The organism is Micromonospora sp. NPDC049275 (assembly GCF_043197115.1).
Lineage (GTDB): Bacteria > Actinomycetota > Actinomycetes > Mycobacteriales > Micromonosporaceae > Micromonospora.
In genome coordinates this window covers 68,234-89,749 of record NZ_JBICSN010000016.1, presented here as the reverse complement: position 1 = coordinate 89,749, position 21,516 = coordinate 68,234, and the positions used below count along the sequence as shown (strand labels likewise).

General features: G+C 73.2%; 22 protein-coding genes. 20 read left to right on the top strand and 2 right to left on the bottom strand.

Features of this window, described 5'->3' with window-relative positions:
- Positions 1–84 precede the first annotated feature (84 nt).
- The 12 genes from ACGFIE_RS30165 to ACGFIE_RS30110 all read left to right on the top strand — a co-directional run bounded on the left by ACGFIE_RS30165 (position 85) and on the right by ACGFIE_RS30110 (position 13,451).
- Positions 85–2,022, top strand: coding sequence for a hypothetical protein (locus ACGFIE_RS30165; protein WP_393300961.1), 1,938 nt, complete (start codon positions 85–87; stop codon positions 2,020–2,022).
- 94 nt (positions 2,023–2,116) lie between these two features.
- Positions 2,117–2,668 carry an acyltransferase gene (locus ACGFIE_RS30160; RefSeq protein ID WP_393300958.1) on the top strand — a complete coding sequence of 184 codons (552 nt, stop codon included), beginning with the start codon at positions 2,117–2,119 and terminating at the stop codon, positions 2,666–2,668.
- Positions 2,661–4,256: a lipopolysaccharide biosynthesis protein gene (locus ACGFIE_RS30155; RefSeq protein WP_393300955.1), complete on the top strand. Its 1,596-nt coding sequence runs from the start codon at positions 2,661–2,663 to the stop codon at positions 4,254–4,256. The genes ACGFIE_RS30160 and ACGFIE_RS30155 overlap by 8 nt, the downstream gene beginning before the upstream one ends.
- 27 nt (positions 4,257–4,283) lie before the next feature.
- Positions 4,284–5,621: an O-antigen ligase family protein gene (locus ACGFIE_RS30150; RefSeq protein ID WP_393301044.1), complete on the top strand. Its 1,338-nt coding sequence runs from the start codon at positions 4,284–4,286 to the stop codon at positions 5,619–5,621.
- Positions 5,618–7,228, top strand: coding sequence for a lipopolysaccharide biosynthesis protein (locus ACGFIE_RS30145; RefSeq protein ID WP_393300952.1), 1,611 nt, complete (start codon positions 5,618–5,620; stop codon positions 7,226–7,228). Before ACGFIE_RS30150 ends, ACGFIE_RS30145 begins: the two co-directional genes overlap by 4 nt.
- 8 nt (positions 7,229–7,236) lie before the next feature.
- Positions 7,237–8,139: a sulfotransferase domain-containing protein gene (locus ACGFIE_RS30140; protein WP_393301041.1), complete on the top strand. Its 903-nt coding sequence runs from the start codon at positions 7,237–7,239 to the stop codon at positions 8,137–8,139.
- Positions 8,136–9,398, top strand: a complete 1,263-nt coding sequence (locus tag ACGFIE_RS30135) for a hypothetical protein (protein ID WP_363686924.1) — start codon at positions 8,136–8,138, stop codon at positions 9,396–9,398. The genes ACGFIE_RS30140 and ACGFIE_RS30135 overlap by 4 nt, the downstream gene beginning before the upstream one ends.
- A 215-nt stretch (positions 9,399–9,613) precedes the next feature.
- On the top strand, positions 9,614–10,090 hold the full coding sequence (locus ACGFIE_RS30130) for a UDP-N-acetylglucosamine--LPS N-acetylglucosamine transferase (protein WP_363686922.1): 477 nt from the start codon (positions 9,614–9,616) through the stop codon (positions 10,088–10,090).
- Positions 10,087–10,749: a glycosyltransferase gene (locus ACGFIE_RS30125; protein ID WP_393300950.1), complete on the top strand. Its 663-nt coding sequence runs from the start codon at positions 10,087–10,089 to the stop codon at positions 10,747–10,749. The genes ACGFIE_RS30130 and ACGFIE_RS30125 overlap by 4 nt, the downstream gene beginning before the upstream one ends.
- Positions 10,746–11,666, top strand: coding sequence for a glycosyltransferase family 2 protein (locus ACGFIE_RS30120; RefSeq protein ID WP_393300947.1), 921 nt, complete (start codon positions 10,746–10,748; stop codon positions 11,664–11,666). The genes ACGFIE_RS30125 and ACGFIE_RS30120 overlap by 4 nt, the downstream gene beginning before the upstream one ends.
- Positions 11,667–11,769: 103 nt before the next feature.
- On the top strand, positions 11,770–12,948 hold the full coding sequence (aroC, locus tag ACGFIE_RS30115) for a chorismate synthase (RefSeq protein ID WP_393300944.1): 1,179 nt from the start codon (positions 11,770–11,772) through the stop codon (positions 12,946–12,948).
- Entirely contained in the window at positions 12,948–13,451 is a 504-nt protein-coding gene (locus tag ACGFIE_RS30110) for a shikimate kinase (protein WP_393300941.1), read from the top strand. Before aroC ends, ACGFIE_RS30110 begins: the two co-directional genes overlap by 1 nt.
- A 28-nt stretch (positions 13,452–13,479) precedes the next feature.
- On the opposite strand, the gene ACGFIE_RS30105 is transcribed toward ACGFIE_RS30110, so the two are convergent.
- Complete coding sequence (locus ACGFIE_RS30105; protein WP_393300938.1) at positions 13,480–14,208, bottom strand: alpha/beta fold hydrolase; 729 nt, start codon at positions 14,206–14,208, stop codon at positions 13,480–13,482.
- Between the two features lie 79 nt (positions 14,209–14,287).
- Here ACGFIE_RS30105 and ACGFIE_RS30100 point away from each other — a divergent pair, with 79 nt between their 5' ends.
- From ACGFIE_RS30100 to nusB, 5 genes are read left to right on the top strand one after another with little or no spacing between them, the layout of a single operon-like run.
- The gene (locus ACGFIE_RS30100; protein WP_393300935.1) at positions 14,288–15,286 is read left to right on the top strand and encodes a helix-turn-helix transcriptional regulator; all 999 of its coding nucleotides are present in this window, start codon (positions 14,288–14,290) and stop codon (positions 15,284–15,286) included.
- A gap of 10 nt (positions 15,287–15,296) precedes the next feature.
- Positions 15,297–16,376 carry a 3-dehydroquinate synthase gene (gene aroB / locus ACGFIE_RS30095; protein ID WP_363686913.1) on the top strand — a complete coding sequence of 360 codons (1,080 nt, stop codon included), beginning with the start codon at positions 15,297–15,299 and terminating at the stop codon, positions 16,374–16,376.
- Complete coding sequence (gene aroQ / locus ACGFIE_RS30090) at positions 16,373–16,840, top strand: type II 3-dehydroquinate dehydratase (protein ID WP_393300932.1); 468 nt, start codon at positions 16,373–16,375, stop codon at positions 16,838–16,840. Before aroB ends, aroQ begins: the two co-directional genes overlap by 4 nt.
- 44 nt (positions 16,841–16,884) lie before the next feature.
- Positions 16,885–17,442 (top strand): elongation factor P, encoded by a 558-nt coding sequence (gene efp / locus ACGFIE_RS30085; RefSeq protein ID WP_007458344.1) that lies wholly within the window; start codon positions 16,885–16,887, stop codon positions 17,440–17,442.
- A 23-nt stretch (positions 17,443–17,465) separates the two neighbouring features.
- Positions 17,466–17,876, top strand: a complete 411-nt coding sequence (gene nusB / locus ACGFIE_RS30080; RefSeq protein WP_193376622.1) for a transcription antitermination factor NusB — start codon at positions 17,466–17,468, stop codon at positions 17,874–17,876.
- Between the two features lie 74 nt (positions 17,877–17,950).
- Here the strand turns inward: nusB and ACGFIE_RS30075 are convergent, their stop codons facing one another.
- Positions 17,951–18,439, bottom strand: coding sequence for a transcriptional regulator (locus tag ACGFIE_RS30075; protein WP_007458348.1), 489 nt, complete (start codon positions 18,437–18,439; stop codon positions 17,951–17,953).
- A 289-nt stretch (positions 18,440–18,728) separates the two neighbouring features.
- Between ACGFIE_RS30075 and pyrR the strand changes: the two genes are divergently transcribed.
- Genes pyrR through ACGFIE_RS30060 form a run of 3 tightly spaced genes read left to right on the top strand, consistent with a single transcriptional unit; the run spans position 18,729 to position 21,510 of the window.
- The gene (gene pyrR, locus ACGFIE_RS30070) at positions 18,729–19,313 is read left to right on the top strand and encodes a bifunctional pyr operon transcriptional regulator/uracil phosphoribosyltransferase PyrR (protein ID WP_363686909.1); all 585 of its coding nucleotides are present in this window, start codon (positions 18,729–18,731) and stop codon (positions 19,311–19,313) included.
- Positions 19,310–20,236 carry an aspartate carbamoyltransferase catalytic subunit gene (locus ACGFIE_RS30065; protein ID WP_007458351.1) on the top strand — a complete coding sequence of 309 codons (927 nt, stop codon included), beginning with the start codon at positions 19,310–19,312 and terminating at the stop codon, positions 20,234–20,236. The genes pyrR and ACGFIE_RS30065 overlap by 4 nt, the downstream gene beginning before the upstream one ends.
- Positions 20,233–21,510 (top strand): dihydroorotase, encoded by a 1,278-nt coding sequence (locus ACGFIE_RS30060; RefSeq protein WP_393300928.1) that lies wholly within the window; start codon positions 20,233–20,235, stop codon positions 21,508–21,510. Before ACGFIE_RS30065 ends, ACGFIE_RS30060 begins: the two co-directional genes overlap by 4 nt.
- Positions 21,511–21,516: the final 6 nt, after the last annotated feature.

Below are 21,516 nucleotides of genomic sequence, written 5' to 3'. Positions count from 1 at the left end.
GGTTCTCATCCATCTTGGAGGCGCAGCGTGCCCAAACTCTCGCACTTGTGGCGGTTGTCAGGACGACGTCGTACTCGGGCGGGGGTGGTCGCTCTCGCGACCGTCGCCGCGGTGCTCAGCGTGCCCTCGGTGTCCTCGGCGGCGGTGGTGCCGGTCCCCGAGACCGCGACCCTGGTGTCCGGCAATCCCAGCGACACGACCCCGCACGCCCGCGACGGTGAGACCCGCGCCTTCGCGCAGGTCGGCAACACCGTCTTCGTCGGCGGCAGCTTCACCCAGCTCCGGCAGACCGCCAGCTCCGCGTGGATCACGCAGCGCTACCTCTTCGCGTACGACCGCACCACCGGCACCATGTCCACGACCTTCCTGCCGGTGCTCGACGGCGCGGTCAACACGCTGCTCGCCGGTCCCGGCGGCACGCTTATCGTCGGCGGCGCCTTCAAGACCGTCAACGGGGTCTCCCGCAAGAACCTGGTCGCGCTGAACCCCGCGACCGGCGCGACCATCGACAGCTGGGTCGGACGCTCCGACGGCGGCACCGTCCGCGACCTGGTCCTGTCCGGCAACTCGCTCTACGTGGCCGGCGCGTTCAACTGGCTCAACGGCACCGCGCACGCAGGTCTCGGCCGGCTCAACGCGACCACAGGCGCGATCGACCCGACGTTCAGCATCGACGCCACCGTCGGGCGGCACAGCACCACGTCGTACGTGTGGACGATCGACGTCACGCCGGACGGCCACACCCTGGTGCTGGGCGGCAACTTCACGCTCGTCAACGACCTGCCGCGCAACCAGATCGCGCTTGTCGACCTCACCGGCACGCCGACGGTGCTGGACTGGAGCACCGAGAAGTACGTGGCGCCGTGCGCGTCCCCGGCGACGTTCGTGCACTACGTGCAGGACGTGCGGTTCGCTGAGGACGGCAGCTGGTTCGTCGTCGGCTCGAACGGCGGCGGCGGTTGGCCGACCGCGTACTGCGACGCACTGGCCCGTTTCGAGACCCCCGCCCGGGGCGCCGGCCAGCTCGCCACCTGGATCGACTTCACCGGCAACGACACCATCACCTCGGTCGAGGTGGCCGACAACGTCATCTACCTCGGCGGGCACTTCCGCTGGCTGAACAACCCGAACGCCAGCGACACCGCCGGCGCGGGCGCGATCGACCGGCTCGGCATCGCGGCGGTCACCCCGGCCACCGGCCTGCCGGTGAACTGGAACCCGCGCCGCAGCGGCAGCGCCTCGATGCCCGCCGGCACCACCGCCTGGGGTTCGGCGGTGCCGGTGCTCTGGCGCGGCTCGGACGGGCTCTACTTCGGGCACAACTCCGACGGGATGGGCGAGGAGTACCACGGCCGGCTCGGCATGTTCCCGCTCGCCGGTGGCCGTACCTTCACCGCGAAGAACCCGCCGTCGGCGACCACCGGCAACCTCTATGTGGCCACCGCAGCGGGCGCCGTGACCAAGGTGCCGTTCGACGGCACCGCGCTGGGCACCGCGACCGCGACCAGCCAGCCCGCCTACACCGCGGCCGGCGCGACCTGGCGGGTCGACGACCGGATCTACTGGGCGCACACCGTCGCGGGAACGCCCACCGGCAGCCGGATCGACATCTCGCTGTTCAACGGCGGCGCGATCGGGTCGCCGTGGGAGGCGTCCGGCTACAACGACTGGTTCAATCCGGCGCTGCTGACCGGCGCCTTCTACCTCGACGGCCGGCTGTACTACACCCGGACCGGCGCGAACAGCCTCTACTACCGCTACTTCGAGATCGACGGCAGCTATCTGGGCGCCACCGAGTTCACGTTGCCGACAACCGCTGTCACCTGGTCGGGTGTGCGCGGCATGGCCTGGGTCGGCGGTCAGATCGTCTACGGTGCCACCGACGGCACGCTGCGCAGCGTGCCGTTCGACCCGACGGCCGCGCCGACCGCGGTGGTCAACGGCGCCGCGGCTACGGTCATCGCCACGGCGACGCCCGAGTTGTCCTGGTCCACCCCCTCGCTGTTCTTCTCCGTGCAGTAACGGTCCACCGTTCGTAACGGAGCGTCGGTAGATTGTTCACGTTGGGTCGGCGGCGGGACCACCGCCGCCGACCCCACGATGTGGGGAGGGGTCGTTGGTCGGCGCTGCTGGCATCCGCGCGAAACGCGCCGTGCACCTGGTCTTCGCGCTCAAACGCGCCTGGTACCAGCTGCGCTACCGGCGGCTCACACTCGGCCGGGACGTGGAGATCCGAGGGCGGATCCGGCTGCGCCGGGGCGTACGGGTGAGCATCGGCGATCGGACGCGCCTCAACAAACTGGTGCGCTTCGCCGGCCCCGGCGAGGTACGCGTCGGCGCGGACTGCCTGCTCAACGCCACGTGGATCGGCGTCTGGACATCGGTGACCGTGGGAGACCGGTGCCTGCTGTCCGATTGCGAACTCCTGGACAACGACTTCCACAACCTGCCACCCGAGCAGCGGCACGCGCCGCCCGGCCCGGCGACGCGCGCCCCGATCGTCATCGAGGAGAACGTGTGGATCGGCGCGCACGCCCTGGTGCTCAAGGGGGTCCACGTCGGCCGGGACAGCGTCGTGGGCGCGGCGACAGTGGTGCGCGCGGACGTGCCACCGGGTGTCGTCGTCGTCGGCAATCCTCAACAGACGGTGAAGAAGTTCCATGACTGACGCAACGCCCGCCTCCTGGCCGACCGACGGCCCGTCCGCCGGCACCGCCCGTGCCGTCACGCTCACCGACCTGCTGCGGGTGCCGATGCACCGGCTGCGGCTGGTGGTCGCCGTCGCCCTGGTCGGCCTGCTCGCCGCCCTGGGCTACGTGCTGCTCGTCCCGGCGGCGGTGAGCGCGAGCGCGGTGGTGGCGGTCCGCCCGGTGGTCACCGACGCCTTCACCCCCAGTGGCGCGGGCGCCGACCGCGCCGTGAACATGAACGTGGAGAGCGGCCTCGCCACCGGCACGCAGGTGGTCCAGCGTCTCGCCGACGCCGCCGGCGGCGAACCGCGTGACATCCGCAACGCCCTCGAGGTCGAGGTCCCCACCGGCGGGCAGATCCTGCGCTTCACCTACCAGGCGCACGACGCGCAGCGGGCGGTGCAGGGCGCCAACCTCGCCGCGCAGGCGTACCTGGACGTGCGGCGCACCATGTACGAGCAGCAGCGCGCCGAGATGCTGCGCTCCTACGACGCGAGCATCACCAAGGTCGCCGCCCAACAGGCAGCCGTGCAGAAACGGGTGACGAGCGCCAAGGGCACCGCCGCCGGGGATGCCGCGCTGGCCGAACTGTCCGGAATCAACAATCAGCTCACCCAGCTCAACACCTCCCGTACCGAGATCGCCGCGGTCGACGTGAATCCCGGCTGGATCACACAGACCGCCGAACGGGCACTGGCCACCTCCGCCGGCCACCGGCCGCTCTACCTGGTCGCCGGCCTGCTCGGCGGCGCGCTGATAGGCGTTGTGCTGGCGTACGTGTGGGAGTCGACCGACCGGCGGGTCCGCTCGGTAAGCGACGGCCGGGAGGCCACCGGTCTGCCGCTGCTCGGGACGGTGCGTCGGCAGGCGTTTCGGGGCAGCCCCCGGGCCGTCGACGCGGACATCCGCTACGTGGCGATGGCGGTCGCCGAGCGGGTCCGCCAACCCGCCCGGGTCGCGTTGGTCACCACCCGGGAAGACGCCACGGCACTCACCGCCGGGCTGGCCGTGGCGCTCGCCGCCGACGGCCGGGAGGTCTTCGTCGCCGACGACAGCGGGCGCACCGAGCGCCTGCGCGCCGCCGTCCTGGCCGACCGTGGGCGGCTGCCCATCGACCCGTCCCGGCCGTCGGTGCCCAAGCCGCGCCCGGCCGGTGCCGCGGCTCCCGCCGCCACGGCGGAGAGCTCGCCGCCGCGGCGGCCCTCCCCGCACCCGCCCGGCGCCCGCCCCTCCACCGACCCGGACGCCACGCTGACCCTGCCCCGGGTGGCGTCCACCCCGTCCGAGAACGGCCGACCGGCGGCGGCCGACGAGGTGACGGTGGGTGTCGGCAGCGTCCGCTTCGGCACCTGGCGCCAGGGCGCGGACCACGGGCTGGTGCTGTTCAACGCCCCAGCGGCCGAGTCCGACGAGCGTGGCGTGGCGGTGGCCCGGCAGGGCAGCGCCGTGGTTGTCGTCGAGCGGGACCGCACCCGGCAGAGCGACCTGCGGCGGCTCGTGGAGCGCTTGCGCGCCGCCGGGGTCACCCCGCTGGGCTTCGTGCTCACCCGTAACGGCCGGGCCTGACACGTGTCGGTCACCCGTGCCCCGGCGATCGAGCCGCCACCCGGCGACGCCGCCGCCCCCCTCGGGCCGGCGCCACCGGCCCCACCCCCGGCCCGGCTGCCGATCTGGCCGCTGGCGCTGATGTTCGGGCTGGTGCCGCTCTGGTGGGCGCTCGGGGCGTTCTACCTGGGCTGGCCGCTGCTGGGTGCGCTGCTGCTCGCGTTGTTGCTCGCCCGGGGTCGGGTGCCGCTGCCACCGACGTCCGGCATCTGGCTGCTGTTCCTGGCCATCGTGGTCGTCAGCGCCACCCAGTTGCCGTCGCCGGCCTCGCTGCTGACGTTCGCCCTGCGGTTGGCCTTCTACCTGACCGCGCTGGTGGTCGCCGTCTACGTCTACGCCGCCGCCCGGGAACGCGCCGACCTGGTGGCGGTGCTCACCCCGCTCTGCGCGTTCTGGTTCGCCCTGGTGGTGCTGGGCTGGCTCGGGGTGCTGGTGCCCCGGCTGGGGATGGCCACCCCGATGGAGGTGCTGCTGCCCGGCGGGGTGGCCCGCACCCCGTTCATCCGGGACATGGTGCACCTGAGAACCGCGGAGTACAGCGAGCGCTCGCTCAACCCGATCTACCGGCCGGCCGCGCCGTTCTCGTACACCAACAACTACGGCAGCGCGTACGCCATGACGCTGCCCTGCGTGGTGGCGTACACCATGCTGCGCCGTCGGGGGTTGCTGCGCTGGGCGCTGCTGGCGTCGCTGCCGCTGTCGCTCGCGCCCGCGTTCCTCACACTGAACCGGGCGATGTTCCTCAGTCTGGGCGCCGGGCTCGCGGTGCTCGGGGTGCGGGCCAGCCTGCGCGGCAACGTCCGGGTCGCCGCGTCCATCGTCGGCGTGGTCGTCATCGGCGCGCTGGCCACCCTGTTCATCCCGATCACCGACCTGATCAACAAGCGGGTCGATTCCAGCGACACCAACACGGACCGCCTGTCGCTCTACACCGAGGTGATCCGCCGTGTGCAGGACTCGCCCTGGCTGGGCTACGGCGCGCCGGTGAACGTGGACACGGTCTCCGCCGCCGCGCCGATCGGCACCCAGGGGCAGCTGTGGATGGTGTTGTTCAGTCACGGCGTACCGGCGCTTGTGTGTTTTCTGGCCTGGTTCGTCGCCGCCGCGGTGATCTGCGCCCGGGCGACCTCGGCGGCCGGGCAGTGGCTGGCGGTGGTGCCGGTGGTCTGCCTCGTGCAGGTCCCGTTCTACGGCATGGCCAACCAGAACCTGTCCGTCGCGTTCTTCGCGGTCGCGTTCGCCATGGCGCTCGCCGAACGGGAACGGCTCACGAGCGCGCGGCGGGGGCACCGCCCGCGCACGCCCGCCACGGCGGTGCCGGCATGACCGCCGCCATCCGGCCGCCGACCGGCCCGCACCGCGCGGCGGACGCCGCCGCCGGCACGGACGACGTCGGCGCGGCCGAGACGCGCAGCAGCGCCCGCAGCGGCGTGGCCGGGCTGCTCGGCGCCGCCACCAGCGGACTGTTCGGCTTCGTGCTGGCCGTGGTGATCACCCGGGGGTACGGGACGACAGGCGCGGGCGCGTTCTTCGCCGCGATCGGCGTGGTCACCGTGGCCACCGCGGTCTGCACGCTGGGCGCGGAGACCGGTCTGATGTGGGCGCTGCCCCGTCGTCGTCTCGGCGTCCGGGGCGACGCGGCCCGGATGCTTCCGGTGGCGCTGATCCCTCCGCTGCTGGCCGGGCTGGTGGTCGCCGGCGTCGGAGCGCTGAGCGCCGGCGCACTCGCCCCCCGACTGCTGCGGGGCTCGGGCGAGCACGGCGACGCGTTGCTGACGCTCACCTTCGCCGCCGTGCCGGTGGTGGTGGCGATGACCCTGCTGCTGGCCGCGCTGCGCTGCGTGCGACCCATCCGCGCGTACGTCGGCGTGCAGTTCCTCCTGCTGCCGGTGGCCCGCCCGGCGCTTGTCGGCGCCGCAGCGCTGGTCGGCGGCGGCCTGCTCGCCGGCATGACCGGCTGGCTGGTGCCGGCGGCGCTGGCGCTGCTGGCCTGCCTCACCCTGGTGGCCGGCCCGCTCGGCCTGGGCCGGGGCGCGGCTCTGCGACCGGGCCGGGCCGACTGGTCGACGTTCTGGCGTTTCGCGCTGCCCCGGGCCGCCTCGGCGGCCATCGACGCGGGCAGCATGTGGGTGGGGGTGCTGCTGACGTCGGTGCTTGCCGGCCCGGCCGACGCGGGTGTCTTCGGCGCGGTCGGCCGGTACGTGCTTGCCGGTCAGCTCGCCATGCAGGGGCTGCGGGTGGCGGTGTCACCGCAGCTGTCCCGGCTGCTGGGGCGTGGTGAGCGGGCCGCCGCGGCCGCCGTGCACCGGCAGTTGACGACCTGGGGGCTGGTGCTGTCCTGGCCGGTGTACCTGCTGCTCGCGGTGTTCGCGCTCGCGTTCCTGCAACTGTTCGGCCCGGAGTTCACCGCCGGCGTGCCGGCCATGACCGTGCTCGCGCTGGCGATGCTTGTGAACACCGGCGTGGGCAACGTGCAGAGCCTCCTGCTGATGGGCGGGCGCAGCGGCCTGCATCTGGTGTCCACACTGGCCGGGCTCACCGTGACCGTCTCGCTCGGGCTCTGGCTGATCCCCGGGCACGGCGCGACGGGCGCGGCGTTCGCCTGGGCCGCCGGTATCGCCACCGAGAACCTCACCGCCGCCGCGTTCGCCCGTGCGGTGGTCGCCGAGCCGCTTGTCGACGCCGCGACGCTGCGCGCGGCGGCGGCCACCCTCGGCGGAGTGGGCCTCGCGGCGGGGATCGGCGTGCTGGCCGGGGGCCGTGGCCTGTCCGGCCTGGCTGTGGCGCTGGGCGTGTTGCTGGCCGGTTGCGTCGGCATGTTGACGTTGCCCCGGGTGCGCGCCGGCATCCGGGTGACCATGAGGCAGATCCGTGGGTCCGACGACGCGGTCACGGCCGCCCGGTCGGCCCCGGAATCGACGAGAGACAGGTGAGGGCCATCGTGGCGTCCATCCGTGACCGGGTCAAGCAGTTGGTGCCAACCCAGGTGACCACCCGGGTGCGAGAGTCCCTGGTCGACTACGGGGTACGCACCAGTGATCGCCGGCCACTGCCGGATTTCCTGATCATCGGCACCAAGCGGGGCGGCACCACCTCCCTGTGGAACTACCTCATCCAGCACCCCCTGGTGCCCCGGCTGTTTCCCGCGTGGAACACCAAGTCGGCGCACTACTTCGAGGAGCACTGGGGTCGCGGCGAGGCGTGGTACCGCTCGCACTTCCCGACCGAGCGGCAGCGCGACGCCCTCACGAAGCGGCACGGCGGGCCGGTCCGGGTCGGCGAGGCCGCCCCGCTCTACATGTTCCACCCGCTCGCCGCGCAGCGGGTCGCCGCGCTGATGCCGACGGTGAAGCTGATCGTGCTGCTGCGCGACCCGGTCGAGCGGGCGTACTCGCACTGGAAGGAGCGCCGCACCCACGGCATCGAGCCGCTGGACTTCGCCGAAGCGCTGGCCGCCGAGCCGGAGCGCACAGCGGGGGAGCGGGAACGGCTCATCGCCGAGCCGGAGGCGTTCAGCGAGGCGTACGACTGGTACACGTACCGGGCCCGGGGGCGTTACCTGGAGCACCTGGAGCCGTGGTTGGAGCGCTTCGACTCCGGGCAGATCCTCTTCCTGCCCAGCGAGGACCTGTACCGCGACTCCCGCGCCACCTATCAGCGCACCCTCGACTTCCTCGAGCTGCCCCCGTACGACCTGCCGAACTTCAAGGTCTACAACGACAGGCGCTCCGCTCCGCTGGAGCCGGCGCTGCGCGCCGAGTTGACCGACTACTACCGCCCGTACAACGACGCGCTGCGCGAGCGGCTCGGGTTGGACCTCGACTGGGCGGACCGGGCGGCGTGACGACCGGGGTCACCCCGGCGACCGATCCCCGATCCCGGGTGGACGGGCTGGGCTGGGTGAGCCGCGCGGTGTTCCCGGACGACCGGGTCGGTCTGACGGTGGGTGGCACGCTGCCGGCCGGGCATCGGGCGGTGGCCCGGTACGCGGTGGTGCCGTCGGTGGCCCGGGCCCGGTTCCTCGTGCCGCTGGGCGCACCCCGGGCCGGCGCGGCGTCGTTGCTGGCGTACAACGCGTTGCGGCCGCCGAAGGTGCGGGCGCTGCGGGCGGCGCTCGGCGGGCTGGCCCGGTTCGGCGGGGCGGGTCTGGCGCCGTTTCCGACGCTCACCGTCTCGGTGCCGGTGGGGGCGCCCGTGGCCGAGTTGCTGCTGACCGAGCGGCTCGCCGCCGCGCTGGGCGGTACGCCGCTGTTGGCCGCGTGCGGGGTCCGCCCGCCGGATCCGAACGTCAAACCCACCCTGCAACTGTTCACAGTCGACGGTCGCCCGCGTGGCTACGCGAAGATCGGCTGGAACGACGCCACCCGGGCGCTTGTCACCGCCGAGGCGAGCGCCCTGCGGGAGTTGCGGGCGGTGAGCGGCGTCGCCGACCATCCGGTGCCGCCGGGGCTGCTCACCGAGACGGCGTGGGCCGGCCAGGCGGTCGCGGTGATCGAACCGCTGCCGCCCGACGTACGCGGTGTGCCGGCCGACGACCCGCCCCGGATCGCGGCGCTGCTCGCGGTCGCCCGCCGGGGCGCCCCGGCCGGGACGCCCCGACCGCTTGCCTCCTCGACGTTCCTGACCCGGCTGGCCGCCCAGGCCGAGCGGGCCGCCACGGCCGAGCCGACCGGGGCGCGGGCGGTGGCGGCGGTCGCCGCGCTGGCCCGCCGGCACGGCGACACGGCCGTCGAGTTCGGCCACTGGCACGGCGACTGGGTGCCGTGGAACCTGGGCACGCACGACGGCCGGCTGGTGGCCTGGGACTGGGAGCACAGTGGCCCGGACGTGCCTGTCGGCTTCGACCTGGCGCACGACGCCTTCCAGCGGTCGCTGGTGCTGCGCGCCGAACCGGCGGCGGTGGCCGCCGCGGCGGTGGACGACCAGGTGGATCGGCACGGCGGGCGGCTGGGCCTCGGCCCGGCGCAGTGCCGGCTGGTGGCCGACGCGTACCTGCTGGAGATGTGGCTGCGGACGTGGCGGCTGGCGGACGCCGGCGCCGGGTGGAACGGCGCGCTGCATCCCGCACTGTTGGACGTCATCGAGAAACGACATAGCGACTGAACCGGAGACAGCGCGACGCCGGGTGCGCGTCGTAGAGTGACGACAAAATGGCAGGTCGTGATGACGATCAATAGGCCGTGGGGTCGACAGTGGGCCTGACCACGCCGAGTGGAGATCGTCGCCTCGTCCGGTCGCGCTATTCAACGACCGGGAAACCTGTGATCTGCTTCTGCCTGGCGTGAATCGGAATTCCAAGCGGACTTGTGGGGAGTCGCGTGGACACGAACGACGAGGACAATTCGTCGGTGCTGCTGCTGGTGGGTTCCAGCGGCGGACACCTGGCCCAACTACTCGCCCTGCGGCCCTGGTACGAACGGTGGCGGCGCTGCTGGGTCACTTTCGACACACCGGAGGCGGTGTCGCTGCTGGCCGGCGAGGACCTGGTTCCGGCGCACCATCCGACCACGCGCAACGTGCCGAATCTGCTGCGCAACGCGCGACTGGCCTGGCGCGTGCTGCGCGGCCGGCGGGTCGCGGCCGTGGTCACCACCGGCGCCGGCGTGGCCGTGCCGTTCGTGGTGCTGGCCCGCCTGCGTCGCATCCCGACCGTCTACATCGAGGTGTACGACCGGATCGACACCCCGACACTCACCGCCCGGCTCTGCCGCCCGTTCCTGTCCGCGATGCTCGTGCAGTGGGACGAGCAGCGCCGGCAGTATCCGGAGGCCACAGTCGTCGGGACGCTCCTGTGAGCGGGGAGGCGGGCACGGCCCGCCGTGACACCGCCGCCGAGGAGTCCCGACTGCCGCGCCAGCGCGACACCACGGACGTCGGGCAGACCCGGCTGCTCGTCGCCGTCGGCACCGACAAACACCCCTTCGACCGGCTCGTCGACTGGCTGGCGCAGTGGCACGCGCAGGCCGGCCCGGTCGGGTTGACAGTGCAGCACGGGCACACCGCGGCGCCGCCACTGCCCGGTGCGGTGCCCTTCCTCGGCCACGACGCCCTGCAGGAGGCGATGGCCGACGCCGACCTGGTGGTGTGCCACGGCGGCCCGGCGACGATCCTGGAGGCCCGCCGGCACGGCCACCTGCCCATCGTGGTGCCGCGTGACCCGTCGCACGGCGAACACGTCGACGACCACCAGCAGCTCTTCGCCCGCCGGCTCGGCGCGGCCGGGCTGGTGGCGCTCTGCGAGACCCGAGAGGCGCTGCACGACGCGCTCGCCGCCGGGCAGGCCGACCCCTCCCGGTACGCGGTGGCCGCCGACCCGGCCGCGCACGAGGCCCGCCGCGCGGCCGTCGCCCGCGTCGGGCAGATCGTGGATGACCTGGTGGCCCGGTCGATCCGGCGCCGACCCCGCTGGCGGACCTGGCCGCGACCCGGCCAGGGTACGGAGGAGACCCGATGACCCCAGCGCCGAGCGTCAGCGTCGTGGTGCCCACCCGGGACCGCCCCGAACTGCTGCGCGCCGCTCTCGCGGCGATCCTCGCCCAGGAGTACCCGGGCAGCATCGAGGCCGTCGTCGTGTTCGACCAGTCCACGCCCGACGAGTCGCTGACCGGCCTGGCCGGGCCGGACCGGGCGGTGCGGGTCATCGGCAACGGGCGGGCGCCGGGGCTGGCCGGGGCGCGCAACAGCGGCACCCTCGCCGCCGGGGGTGAGCTGATCGCGTTCTGCGACGACGACGACGAGTGGCTGCCGGGCAAGCTGGCCGCCCAGGTCGACGCCCTGGCCGCCGACCCGACGGCCGAGTTCGTCTGCTGCGGCATCCGGGTGAGCTACGACGGGCACACCGTCGACCGGGTGCTCGACAAGGAGCGGATCACCCTCGACGACCTCCTGCGGGACCGGTTGACCGAGCTGCACCCGTCCACCTTCCTGATCCGCGCGACGGCGCTGCGCGACGGCTTCGGCCTGGTCGACGAGGAGATCCCGGGCAGTTACGCCGAGGACTACGAGTTCCTGTTGCGGGCCGCCCGCAGCGCGCCGCTGATCAACCTGCCGACGCCGTCGGTGCTGGTGCGCTGGCACAAGCGCTCGTACTTCGCGCAGCGCTGGGACACCATCTCCGAGGCGTTGCAGTGGCTGCTGCGGCGCTACCCGGAGTTCGCCACCCAACCGGCGGGCGCGGCCCGGGTCAGCGGGCAGATCGCGTTCGCCCACGCCGCCTCCGGTGATCGCCGGGGCGCGCTGCGGTGGGCGCGACGCACCCTGCGCAGCAACCCTCGCGAGCCGCGCGCCTACCTGGCGATCGCGGTCGCCGGTCGGGTGGTCCGGGCCGACGCGGTGCTGCGTACCCTGCACAAACGCGGCCGGGGCATCTGATCCGCCCTGCGCAACCGCCCTGCGGACGGTTCCGGCCGTCCGCAGGGCGGGACGCGGCGGGCAGCGCGACGCGCCCGTCGCGCGCCGTGACAGACTGACAGGTGTGTTGCGCTGGCTGACTGCAGGTGAATCGCACGGTCCCGCCCTCGTCGCGTTGATGGAGGGGGTGCCGGCCGGCGTCGAGGTGGGCACCACCGAGATCGCGGGCGAGTTGGCCCGCCGTCGGCTGGGCTACGGCCGTGGGGCCCGGATGTCGTTCGAGCAGGACGAGATCGAGGTGATCGGCGGGCTGCGGCACGGCGTGACCCTGGGCAGTCCGGTGGCGATCCGGGTGGGCAACTCCGAGTGGCCGAAGTGGCGCACGGTGATGGCCGCCGACCCGGTCGACCCCGACGAGCTGGCCCGGCAGGCCCGCAACGCCCCGCTGACCCGCCCCCGGCCCGGCCACGCCGACCTTGCCGGGATGCAGAAGTACGGCCACCACGACGCGCGGCCGATCCTGGAGCGCGCCAGCGCACGGGAGACCGCCGCCCGGGTGGCAGTCGGCGCCGTCGCCAAGGCGTTGATCCGGCAGGCGCTGGGCATCGAGATCGTCTCGCACGTCGTCGAGCTGGGGCCGGTGGCCGCGAAACCCGGGCTGCGCCCGACCCCGCAGGACGCCGACCGCATCGACGCCGACCCGCTGCGCTGCCTCGACCCGGAGGCCAGCGCCCTGATGGTCGCCGAGGTCGATGCCGCGAAGAAGGCCGCCGACACCCTCGGCGGCGTGGTGGAGGTGCTGGCGTACGGGGTGCCGCCGGGCCTGGGCAGTCACGTCCAGTGGGACCGCAAGCTCGACGCCCGGCTGGCCACGGCGCTGATGTCGATCCAGGCGATCAAGGGAGTGGAGATCGGCGACGGGTGGCAGCAGGCCCGCTCCCGCGGCTCCGAGGCGCACGACGAGATCATCCCGTCGGCCACCGGCGTCCGCCGCGTCACCGACCGGGCCGGCGGGCTGGAGGGCGGCATCACCACAGGCGAGCCGCTGCGGGTGCGCGCCGCCATGAAGCCGATCTCCTCGCTGAACCGGGCGCTGGCCACCGTGGACGTCGTCACGGGCGAGCCGGCGACCGCCATCAACCAGCGCTCCGACGTCTGCGCGGTGCCCGCGGCCGCGGTCGTCGCCGAGGCGATGGTGGCGCTCGTGCTGGCGGAGGCGGCCACCGAGAAGTTCGGCGGTGACTCGGTCGCCGAGATCCGCCGCAACCTGGCCGGCTACCTCGACGCGCTGGTCATCCGCTGATGGCGCCGGTCGTGGTCCTGGTCGGGGTGCCCGGCTGCGGCAAGACCACGGTGGGGCAGGCGCTCGCGGCCACCCTCGGCGTGGAGTTCCGGGACACCGACGCCGACATCGAGCAGCTGGCCGGCAAGACCATCCCGGAGATCTTCATCGACGAGGGTGAGGAGCACTTCCGAGCCCTGGAGCGGGCCGCCGTGGCGGCGGCACTCGCCGCCGGCACCGGTGTGCTCGCGCTCGGCGGCGGCGCCGTGCTGGCCGAGGAGACCCGGGCGGCCCTGGTGGGGCACCGGGTCGTGCACCTCTCGGTGGAGCTGCCCGACGCGGTGAAGCGGGTCGGGCTCGGCGCGGGCCGGCCACTGCTGGCGATCAATCCGCGCGCCACCCTCAAGCACCTCATGGATCAGCGCAGGCCGCTCTACGCCGAGGTGGCCACCGAGACGGTGATCACCGACGGCCGCGCCCCGGCGGCGGTAGTCGCCGAGATCGCCGCGCTGCTTCCCCGCTGACCCGGCCGGCCCCGCGCCGGGCCCGCGCTTATTCGTGGGCGGCGGCGTCGAGCACGTCGGCGAGGCCCTTCGGCTCGCTGAGCATCGGCCAGTGCCCGGTGGGCAGCTCGAACAGCCGGCCACCGGCCAGCCCGGTGAAGTACGGGTGCCCCTGCTCGATCATCTCGCGCACCACCGCGAGCGGGAAGGTGCTCGCGACGAGCGCGGTCGGCACCGTGCGGCCACCCGTGCGGCGTACCGGATCCGTCGCCGTGCGCAGGGGCTGCGGCGTGGCGCGCTCGCGCAGGAGGGCCAGCGTCGGCTCGTCCAGGCCGGCCAGGTTTGTCGGGTCGGCCGCCGGGTCCCAGGCCGGCGGTGGCAGCAGGTGCCCGTCGCCGATCGCCGCGCGCAGCCGCTGCTGTTCCTCCGGCGGCACCGTGTCGAACTGTGCGGTGCCGTCCGGCAGCGGCCCACTCTCCACGTAGACCACCCGGGCGATGCGGTTCGGGATGCGGTCGGCCACCTGCGCCACCGGCATGCCGCCGCCGGAGTGCCCGACGAGCAGCACGTCGCGCAGATCCTCCACCTCGATCAGCCGGACGATGTCGGTGGTGTGCGTCTCCAGGGTCACCTCCGGCCCGGCGAGGTGGTGGCGCTCGGCCACCCCGGTCAGCGTCATCGGGTGGACGTCGTGCCCTCGCGCGCGCAGCAGACCTGTCACCTCCTGCCACGCCCACGCGCCCAACCAGAATCCCGGTACCAGGACGAACGTCGCCATCTGTCGCTCCTTCTCTCGGCTACCGACCGACCGTACGATCGAATCCGGACAGGATCCGCCCGGTTTGAAGGAGTGGCCCGTGTCGCATCCCGCCGGTCGGGTGCTGGCCCTGCTCGAACTGCTCCAGGCCCGGCACCGGGCGACGGCCGGCGAGCTGGCCGGTCGGCTCGGCGTGGACGAACGGACCGTGCGCCGGTACGCGGCCACCCTTGTCGAGCTGGGCATCCCGGTGCTCGCCGACCGGGGCCGCCACGGCGGCTACCGCCTGCACCAGGGGTTCAAGCTGCCGCCGCTGATGCTGACCGACGACGAGGCGGTGGCCGTGCTGCTCGGCCTGGTCGTCGCCGAACGGGTCGGGCTGGCCACCGAGTTGCCCGCCACGGCTACCGCGCTGGTGAAGATCCACCGGGTGCTGCCGGCGGCGCTCGCCGACCGGCTGACCGCCGTGCAGGAGCACCTCGGCTTCACCCTGCGGCGGCCCGAGCCCCAGGCGCGCCCGGCGTCGGGCACCCTGCTGGCCCTGGCCGCGGCCGCCCGGCACCGGCAGCGGGTGAGCCTGGACTACCGATCCTGGCGCGGTGAGCGGTCGCATCGTGAGCTGGACCCGTACGGGCTGGTCTTCCACGCCGGCCGCTGGTACGTCACCGGCCACGACCACCGGCGCGGGGAGGTACGCACGTTCCGACTGGACCGCGTCGACGCCGTGACGCCCGGCGAAGCGACGTTCACGGTGCCGGACGGCTTCGACGCGGTGGCGTGGCTGACCCGGTCGTTGGCGGGCGTGCCCTACCGGCACGAGGTGGAGGTGCTGCTGGAGACCGACCTGGTCACCGCCCGGCGACGCATCCCGCCCAGCGCGGCCGAGCTGACCGCCAGTGGCGACGGGGTGCTGCTGCGGGCCCGGGCGGAGAGCCTTCCGGGCATGGCGGCGCTGCTCGCCGGGCTGGGCTGCGCGTTCACCGTGCGCCACCCGGAGGCGTTGCGCGCCGCCGTGGCCGAGCACGCGCGCCTGCTGGCCGAGTGGGCCGCCCGGCCAGCAGGTGGACAGACGCCGTCGCCACGCCGTCCGCTGGACTAGGCTGCCGGCGATGAACGAGGTGACCCGGATTCCGGTCGGCGGCGAACGGCCGTACGACGTGCTGGTGGGACGCGACCTGCTGGACGCGCTCCCCGGGCTGCTGCCCGGGGCGACCCGGGTGGCGGTGTTGCACACGCCCCCGCTCAAGGCCCTGACGGACGCGATCGGCGAACGGCTGCGCGCGGCCGGCGTCGAGCCACTGGCGATCGAGGTGCCCGACGCGGAGTCGGGCAAGCAGATCGACGTGGCGGCCGCCTGCTGGGACCGGCTGGGGGCGGCCGGCTTCACCCGTACCGACGCGGTGGTCGGGGTCGGCGGCGGCGCGGTGACCGACCTGGCCGGCTTCGTCGCGGCCTGCTGGCTGCGCGGCGTGCGCTGGGTGCCGGTGGCCACCTCGCTGCTGGGCATGGTGGACGCCGCCGTGGGCGGCAAGACCGGGATCAACACCGCCGCCGGCAAGAACCTGGTCGGCGCGTTCCACCCACCGGTCGGAGTGCTGGCCGACCTGGCCACCCTGGACAGCCTGCCCGCCGTCGACCTGGCGGCCGGGCTGGCCGAGGTGGTCAAGTGCGGCTTCATCGCCGACCCGGTGATCCTGGATCTCGTCGAGCGTGACCCGGCGGCGGCCACCGACCCGCGCGGGCCGGTGACCCGGGAGCTGATCGAGCGGGCCATCCGGGTCAAGGCCGACGTGGTCGCCGGCGACCTGCGCGAGTCGGGCCTGCGGGAGGTGCTCAACTACGGTCACACCCTGGCCCACGCCATCGAGCAGGTCGAGGGTTACCGCTGGCGGCACGGCCACGCGGTGGCCGTTGGTCTGGTGTACGCCGCCACGCTGGCCCGGCTCGCCGGCCGGCTGGACACGGCGACCGCCGACCGGCACCGGCGCACCCTGGCCGCGCTCGGCCTGCCGGTGAGCTACCCCGCCGACGCCTGGCCGCGGCTGCTGGCCGTCATGCGGGTGGACAAGAAGGCCCGGGGCAGCCGGTTGCGGTTCGTGGTGCTGGACGCGCTGGCCCGCCCGGCGATGCTGGAGGGCCCGGACGACGCGCTCCTGGAGGCCGCGTACCGCGAGGTGGCCACCCCGTGAAGGTGTACGTGTTGAACGGGCCGAACCTGGGCCGGCTGGGCACCCGGGAGCCCGCCGTGTACGGCTCGACGAGCTACGCCGACCTGGTGACGCTCTGCGAGGCCACCGGCCGGGAGCTGGGGCTGGACGTGACGGTCCGGCAGACCGACGCCGAGCACGAGCTGCTCGGCTGGCTGCACACCGCCGCCGACGAGGGCGCCGCAGTGGTGCTCAACCCGGCCGCCTGGTCGCACTACTCGTACGCGGTGCGCGACGCCTGCGCCATGCTGCGCGGGCCGCTGGTGGAGGTGCACCTCTCCAACATCCACGCCCGCGAGGAGTTCCGGCACCACTCGGTGGTCTCCGCGGTGGCGACCGGGGTGATCTGCGGCCTGGGCATCGACGGCTACCGCCTCGCCCTGCACCACCTGGCCGCCCGCGCAGGGGTCGACCCCAGCGGGGACCGGGCGATTCGACGCAGCTAGTAGACTCCTAGGGTCTGTCCGCCAATTGATGATCAAGGCAGGAAATGGCCTCCACCAACGACCTCAAAAACGGCCTGGTACTCAACCTGGACGGCGAGCTCTGGGCCGTCGTCGAGTTCCAGCACGTCAAGCCCGGTAAGGGTGGCGCGTTCGTACGCACCACGCTGAAGAACGTGCTGTCCGGGAAGGTGGTCGACAAGACCTTCAACGCGGGCACCAAGGTCGAGACCGCGACCGTGGACAAGCGCACGATGCAGTATTTGTACGCCGACGGCGAGGACTTCGTCTTCATGGATCTGGAGACCTTCGACCAGATCACCGTGCCCGGTGGCACCGTCGGTGAGGCAGCCAACTACCTGCTGCCCGAGGCGGAGGCGACCGTCGCCCAGCACGAGGGTGTGCCGCTCTACATCGAGCTGCCCACCAGCGTCGTGCTGGAGGTCACCTACACCGAGCCCGGCCTGCAGGGCGACCGTTCGACCGGCGGCACCAAGCCGGCGACCGTGGAGACCGGCGCCACCGTGCCGGTTCCGCTGTTCATCACCACCGGTGAGAAGATCAAGGTCGACACCCGCGACGGCCGTTACCTCGGCCGCGCCTGATGGCTGAGGGTCCCAAGCAGCAGATGCCGGCACGCCGCAAGGCGCGCAAGCGGGCGCTGGACGTCCTCTACGAGGCCGACCTGCGGGATCGGCCGCCCGTCGAGGTCCTGGCCGGCTACCTCCAGCGCATCGAACAGCCCCGCCCGGAGCACCTGGGTTACGCGGTGGGCCTGATCGAGGGGGTCGCCGAGCACCTCAACCGCATCGACGAGCTGATCGCCAGCTACGCCGAGGGTTGGACGTTGGAGCGGATGCCGGTGGTCGACCGCAACCTGGCCCGGATCGCCGTCTACGAGTTGCTCTACGTCGACGAGATCGACGACGCGGTGGCGATCAGCGAGGCCGTCGAGCTGGCCCGGCAGATGTCCACCGACGATTCACCGCGGTTCCTCAACGGCGTGCTCGGCCGCATCGCCGAGTACGCCACCCGCTGAGCTACCGCGTACCCGCACGAGAAAGAAGGGCCCGTGCCAACCGGCACGGGCCCTTCTTCGGGTGAAGCGACAGCTCAGGAGGCGAAGAACGCCCGGGGGTCGGCCACCAGCACGCCGTGCTCGGTGAGCCGCTCGATCAGACCCGACGGTGAGGCGTCGTAGACGATCGCGAGCGCCCGCAGGTCGTCGGCGCGGATGGAGAGCACCCGGCCGTTGTAGTCACCGCGCTGCTGCTGGATGGCGCGGGCGTAGCGGGCGACATAGGCCAGGTCCTCGGAGGCCTCGTCGTAGAGCCGCTCCAGGTCCAGGACGATCTTGCTGGTGGGCTCGTGCCGGACGCCGCTGCCGTCGGGCAGCAGTTCCGAGACGGGGACACGGTAGAACTCGGCCAGCTCGGCCAGACGGGACACCGTCACGGCCCGGTCGCCACGCTCGTACGAGCCGACCACCACGGCCTTCCATCGCCCGTTCGACTTCTCCTCCACACCCTGCAGGGAGAGGCCCTGCTGCTGGCGGATGGAGCGCAGGCGTGCGCCCAGAGATTTGGCGTATTCAGAGGGCATTCGGACACTCCCAGTGCTGCTCGGGGTTCTCCCGTCGATCGCTACGGAGCGTGACGGTACGGGGAATGCGACACGTGGTCAAGTGGTCGTGACCTTACCGTTGGGGAGCACCGAGGGAGTTATCCCCATTTCGTGTGCCTGATCCGATGGTCAGCGGCCGCTGTCCGTCGGCCCGGTGACCACTGGTAACGTGGCGTGAAGCCCCGGTCAGGTCTGCTCGCGCGAGCCGGCCGGAGGTGCCCGACATCCTTTAACGACCCGTCCCGTGAGGCGGGGAAGGAGGTCCGCCGTGGCATACCCACCGGCTGCCCGCTCGTCACCACCGCGACAACCCTCGGTGAAGGTGATCCTCGCCAGCGCCGACGTGCAGCGAGTGGTCGACCGCATCGCCCACCAGATCCTGGAGAAGACCCAGGGCGCCGCCGACACCGTGCTGCTCGGGATTCCCACCCGGGGAGCGCCCCTCGCGCGGCGGCTCGCCTCCCGGATCAGCACCTTCGAAGACGTCGTCGTCCCGGTCGGTGTGCTCGACATCACGCTGTACCGCGACGACCTGCGCCGGCACGCCACCCGCGCGATCGGCCCGACCCAGGTGCCCACCGGCGGCATCGACGGCAAGCGGGTGATCCTCGTCGACGACGTGCTCTTCTCCGGGCGCACCGTGCGCGCCGCGCTCGACGCGCTCAACGACGTGGGCCGCCCGGCGTCGGTGCAGCTCGCCGTCCTGGTCGACCGCGGCCACCGCGAGCTGCCGATCCGCGCCGACTACGTCGGCAAGAACATCCCGACGGCGCTCGCCGAGAGCGTCAAGGTGACGCTCGCCGAGATCGACGGCGCCGACGAGGTCAAGTTGTACGGGGGACCCACCTCATGATCAGGCACCTGCTCTCCGGCGCGGACCTGGACGCCGACACCGCCACCGAGATCCTGGACACCGCCGCCGAGATGGCCACGGTCGCCGGCCGCGAGATCAAGAAGCTGCCCGCCCTGCGCGGCCGGACGGTGGTGAACCTCTTCTACGAGGACTCCACCCGCACCCGGATCTCGTTCGAGGCGGCGGCGAAACGGCTCAGCGCCGACGTGATCAACTTTTCGGCGAAGGGGTCCAGCGTCGCCAAGGGCGAGAGCCTGAAGGACACGGCGCTGACCCTGCAGGCCATGGGCGCCGACGCGGTCGTCGTGCGGCACCCCGCCTCGGGCGCCCCGCACCGGCTCGCGAACTGGGTGGACGGGTCGGTGGTCAACGCCGGCGACGGCACGCACGAGCACCCCACCCAGGCGCTGCTCGACGCGTACACCATGCGGGCCCGGCTGGGCCGGCTGGCCGGCCTGTCGGTCGCTGTGGTCGGGGACGTGCTGCACTCCCGGGTGGCCCGCTCCAACGTCCTGCTGCTGTCCACCCTCGGCGCGAAGGTCACCCTGGTCGGCCCGCCCACGCTCATCCCCGTCGACATCGCCGGCGCCCTCGCCCCGGGCACCGACGTGTCCTACGACCTCGACGCGGTGCTGCCCGACGTCGACGTGGTGATGATGCTGCGGGTGCAGCGGGAGCGGATGAAGGACTCCTACTTCCCCTCCGCGCGCGAGTACTCCCGCCGCTACGGGCTGGACGGCCCGCGGATGCGCCGCCTGCCCGAGCACGCGATCGTCATGCACCCGGGCCCGATGAACCGGGGGATGGAGATCACCCCCGAGGTGGCCGACTCACCCCGCTCCACAATCGTCGAACAGGTCACCAACGGGGTCTCCGTGCGGATGGCTGTTCTTTACCTGCTGCTCGGAGGGAACAACCGGTGACCGCGTACCTCATCACCAGCGTGAGCATCGTCGGCGCCGCGCCGACCGACCTGCTGATCCGCGACGGCGTCGTCGCCGAGGTCGGGCCGGGGCTGTCCGCGCCGGACGCCGTGGTGGTCGACGGCGCCGGGCTGGTCGCCCTGCCCGGCCTGGTCGACCTGCACACCCACCTGCGCGAGCCCGGCCGGGAGGACGCCGAGACCGTGGAGTCCGGGTCCCGGGCGGCGGCGCTTGGCGGCTACACCGCGGTCTGCGCGATGGCGAACACCTCGCCGGTCGCGGACACCGCAGGCGTCGTGGAGCAGGTCTGGCGGCTCGGCCGGGAGGCCGGGCTCGTCGACGTGCAGCCGGTCGGCGCGGTCACCGTCGGGCTGGCCGGCGAGCGCCTGGCCGAGCTGGGCGCGATGGCCGACTCCGCGGCCCGGGTGCGGATCTTCTCCGACGACGGGCACTGCGTCGCCGACCCGTTGCTGATGCGCCGGGCCCTGGAGTACGTCAAGGCGTTCGACGGGATCATCGCCCAGCACGCCGAGGAGCCCCGCCTCACCGAGGGCGCCCAGATGCACGAGGGTGAGGTCTCCACCCGGCTCGGTCTGATCGGCTGGCCGGCGGTCGCCGAGGAGGCGATCATCGCCCGGGACGTGCTGCTGGCCGAGCACGTGGGCAGCCGCCTGCACGTCTGCCACGTCTCCACCGCCGGCAGCGTCGAGGTGCTGCGCCAGGCCAAGGCCCGTGGCGTACGCGTCACCGCCGAGGTCACCCCGCACCACCTGCTGCTCACCGACGAGCGTGCGGAGAGCTACGACCCGGTCTTCAAGGTCAACCCGCCGCTGCGCACGGCCGCCGACATCGCCGCCCTGCGGTCCGCGCTCGCCGACGGCGTCATCGACATCATCGCCACCGACCACGCCCCGCACGCCGTGGAGGACAAGGAGTGCGAGTGGGCGTACGCCCGGCCGGGGATGCTCGGTCTGGAGACGGCCCTGTCCATCGCGCTGGACGTGCTCGGCCCGGAGTGGGACCTGATCGCCGAGCGGATGTCGCGTGCCCCCGCCCGGATCGCCGGGCTCACCGGTCACGGCGTCGACCCGGCGCCCGGCGTGCCGGCCAACCTGACAGTGGTCGACCCGGCCGCCCGCCGCACCATCGAGCCGACGGAGCTGGCCAGCCGCAGTCGCAACACCCCGTACGCCCGCATGACGCTGCCGGGTCGCATCGTGGCGACCTTCCTGCGCGGCGAGCCGACGGTCCTGGACGGAAAGGCAGTTCGGTGAGCGCGA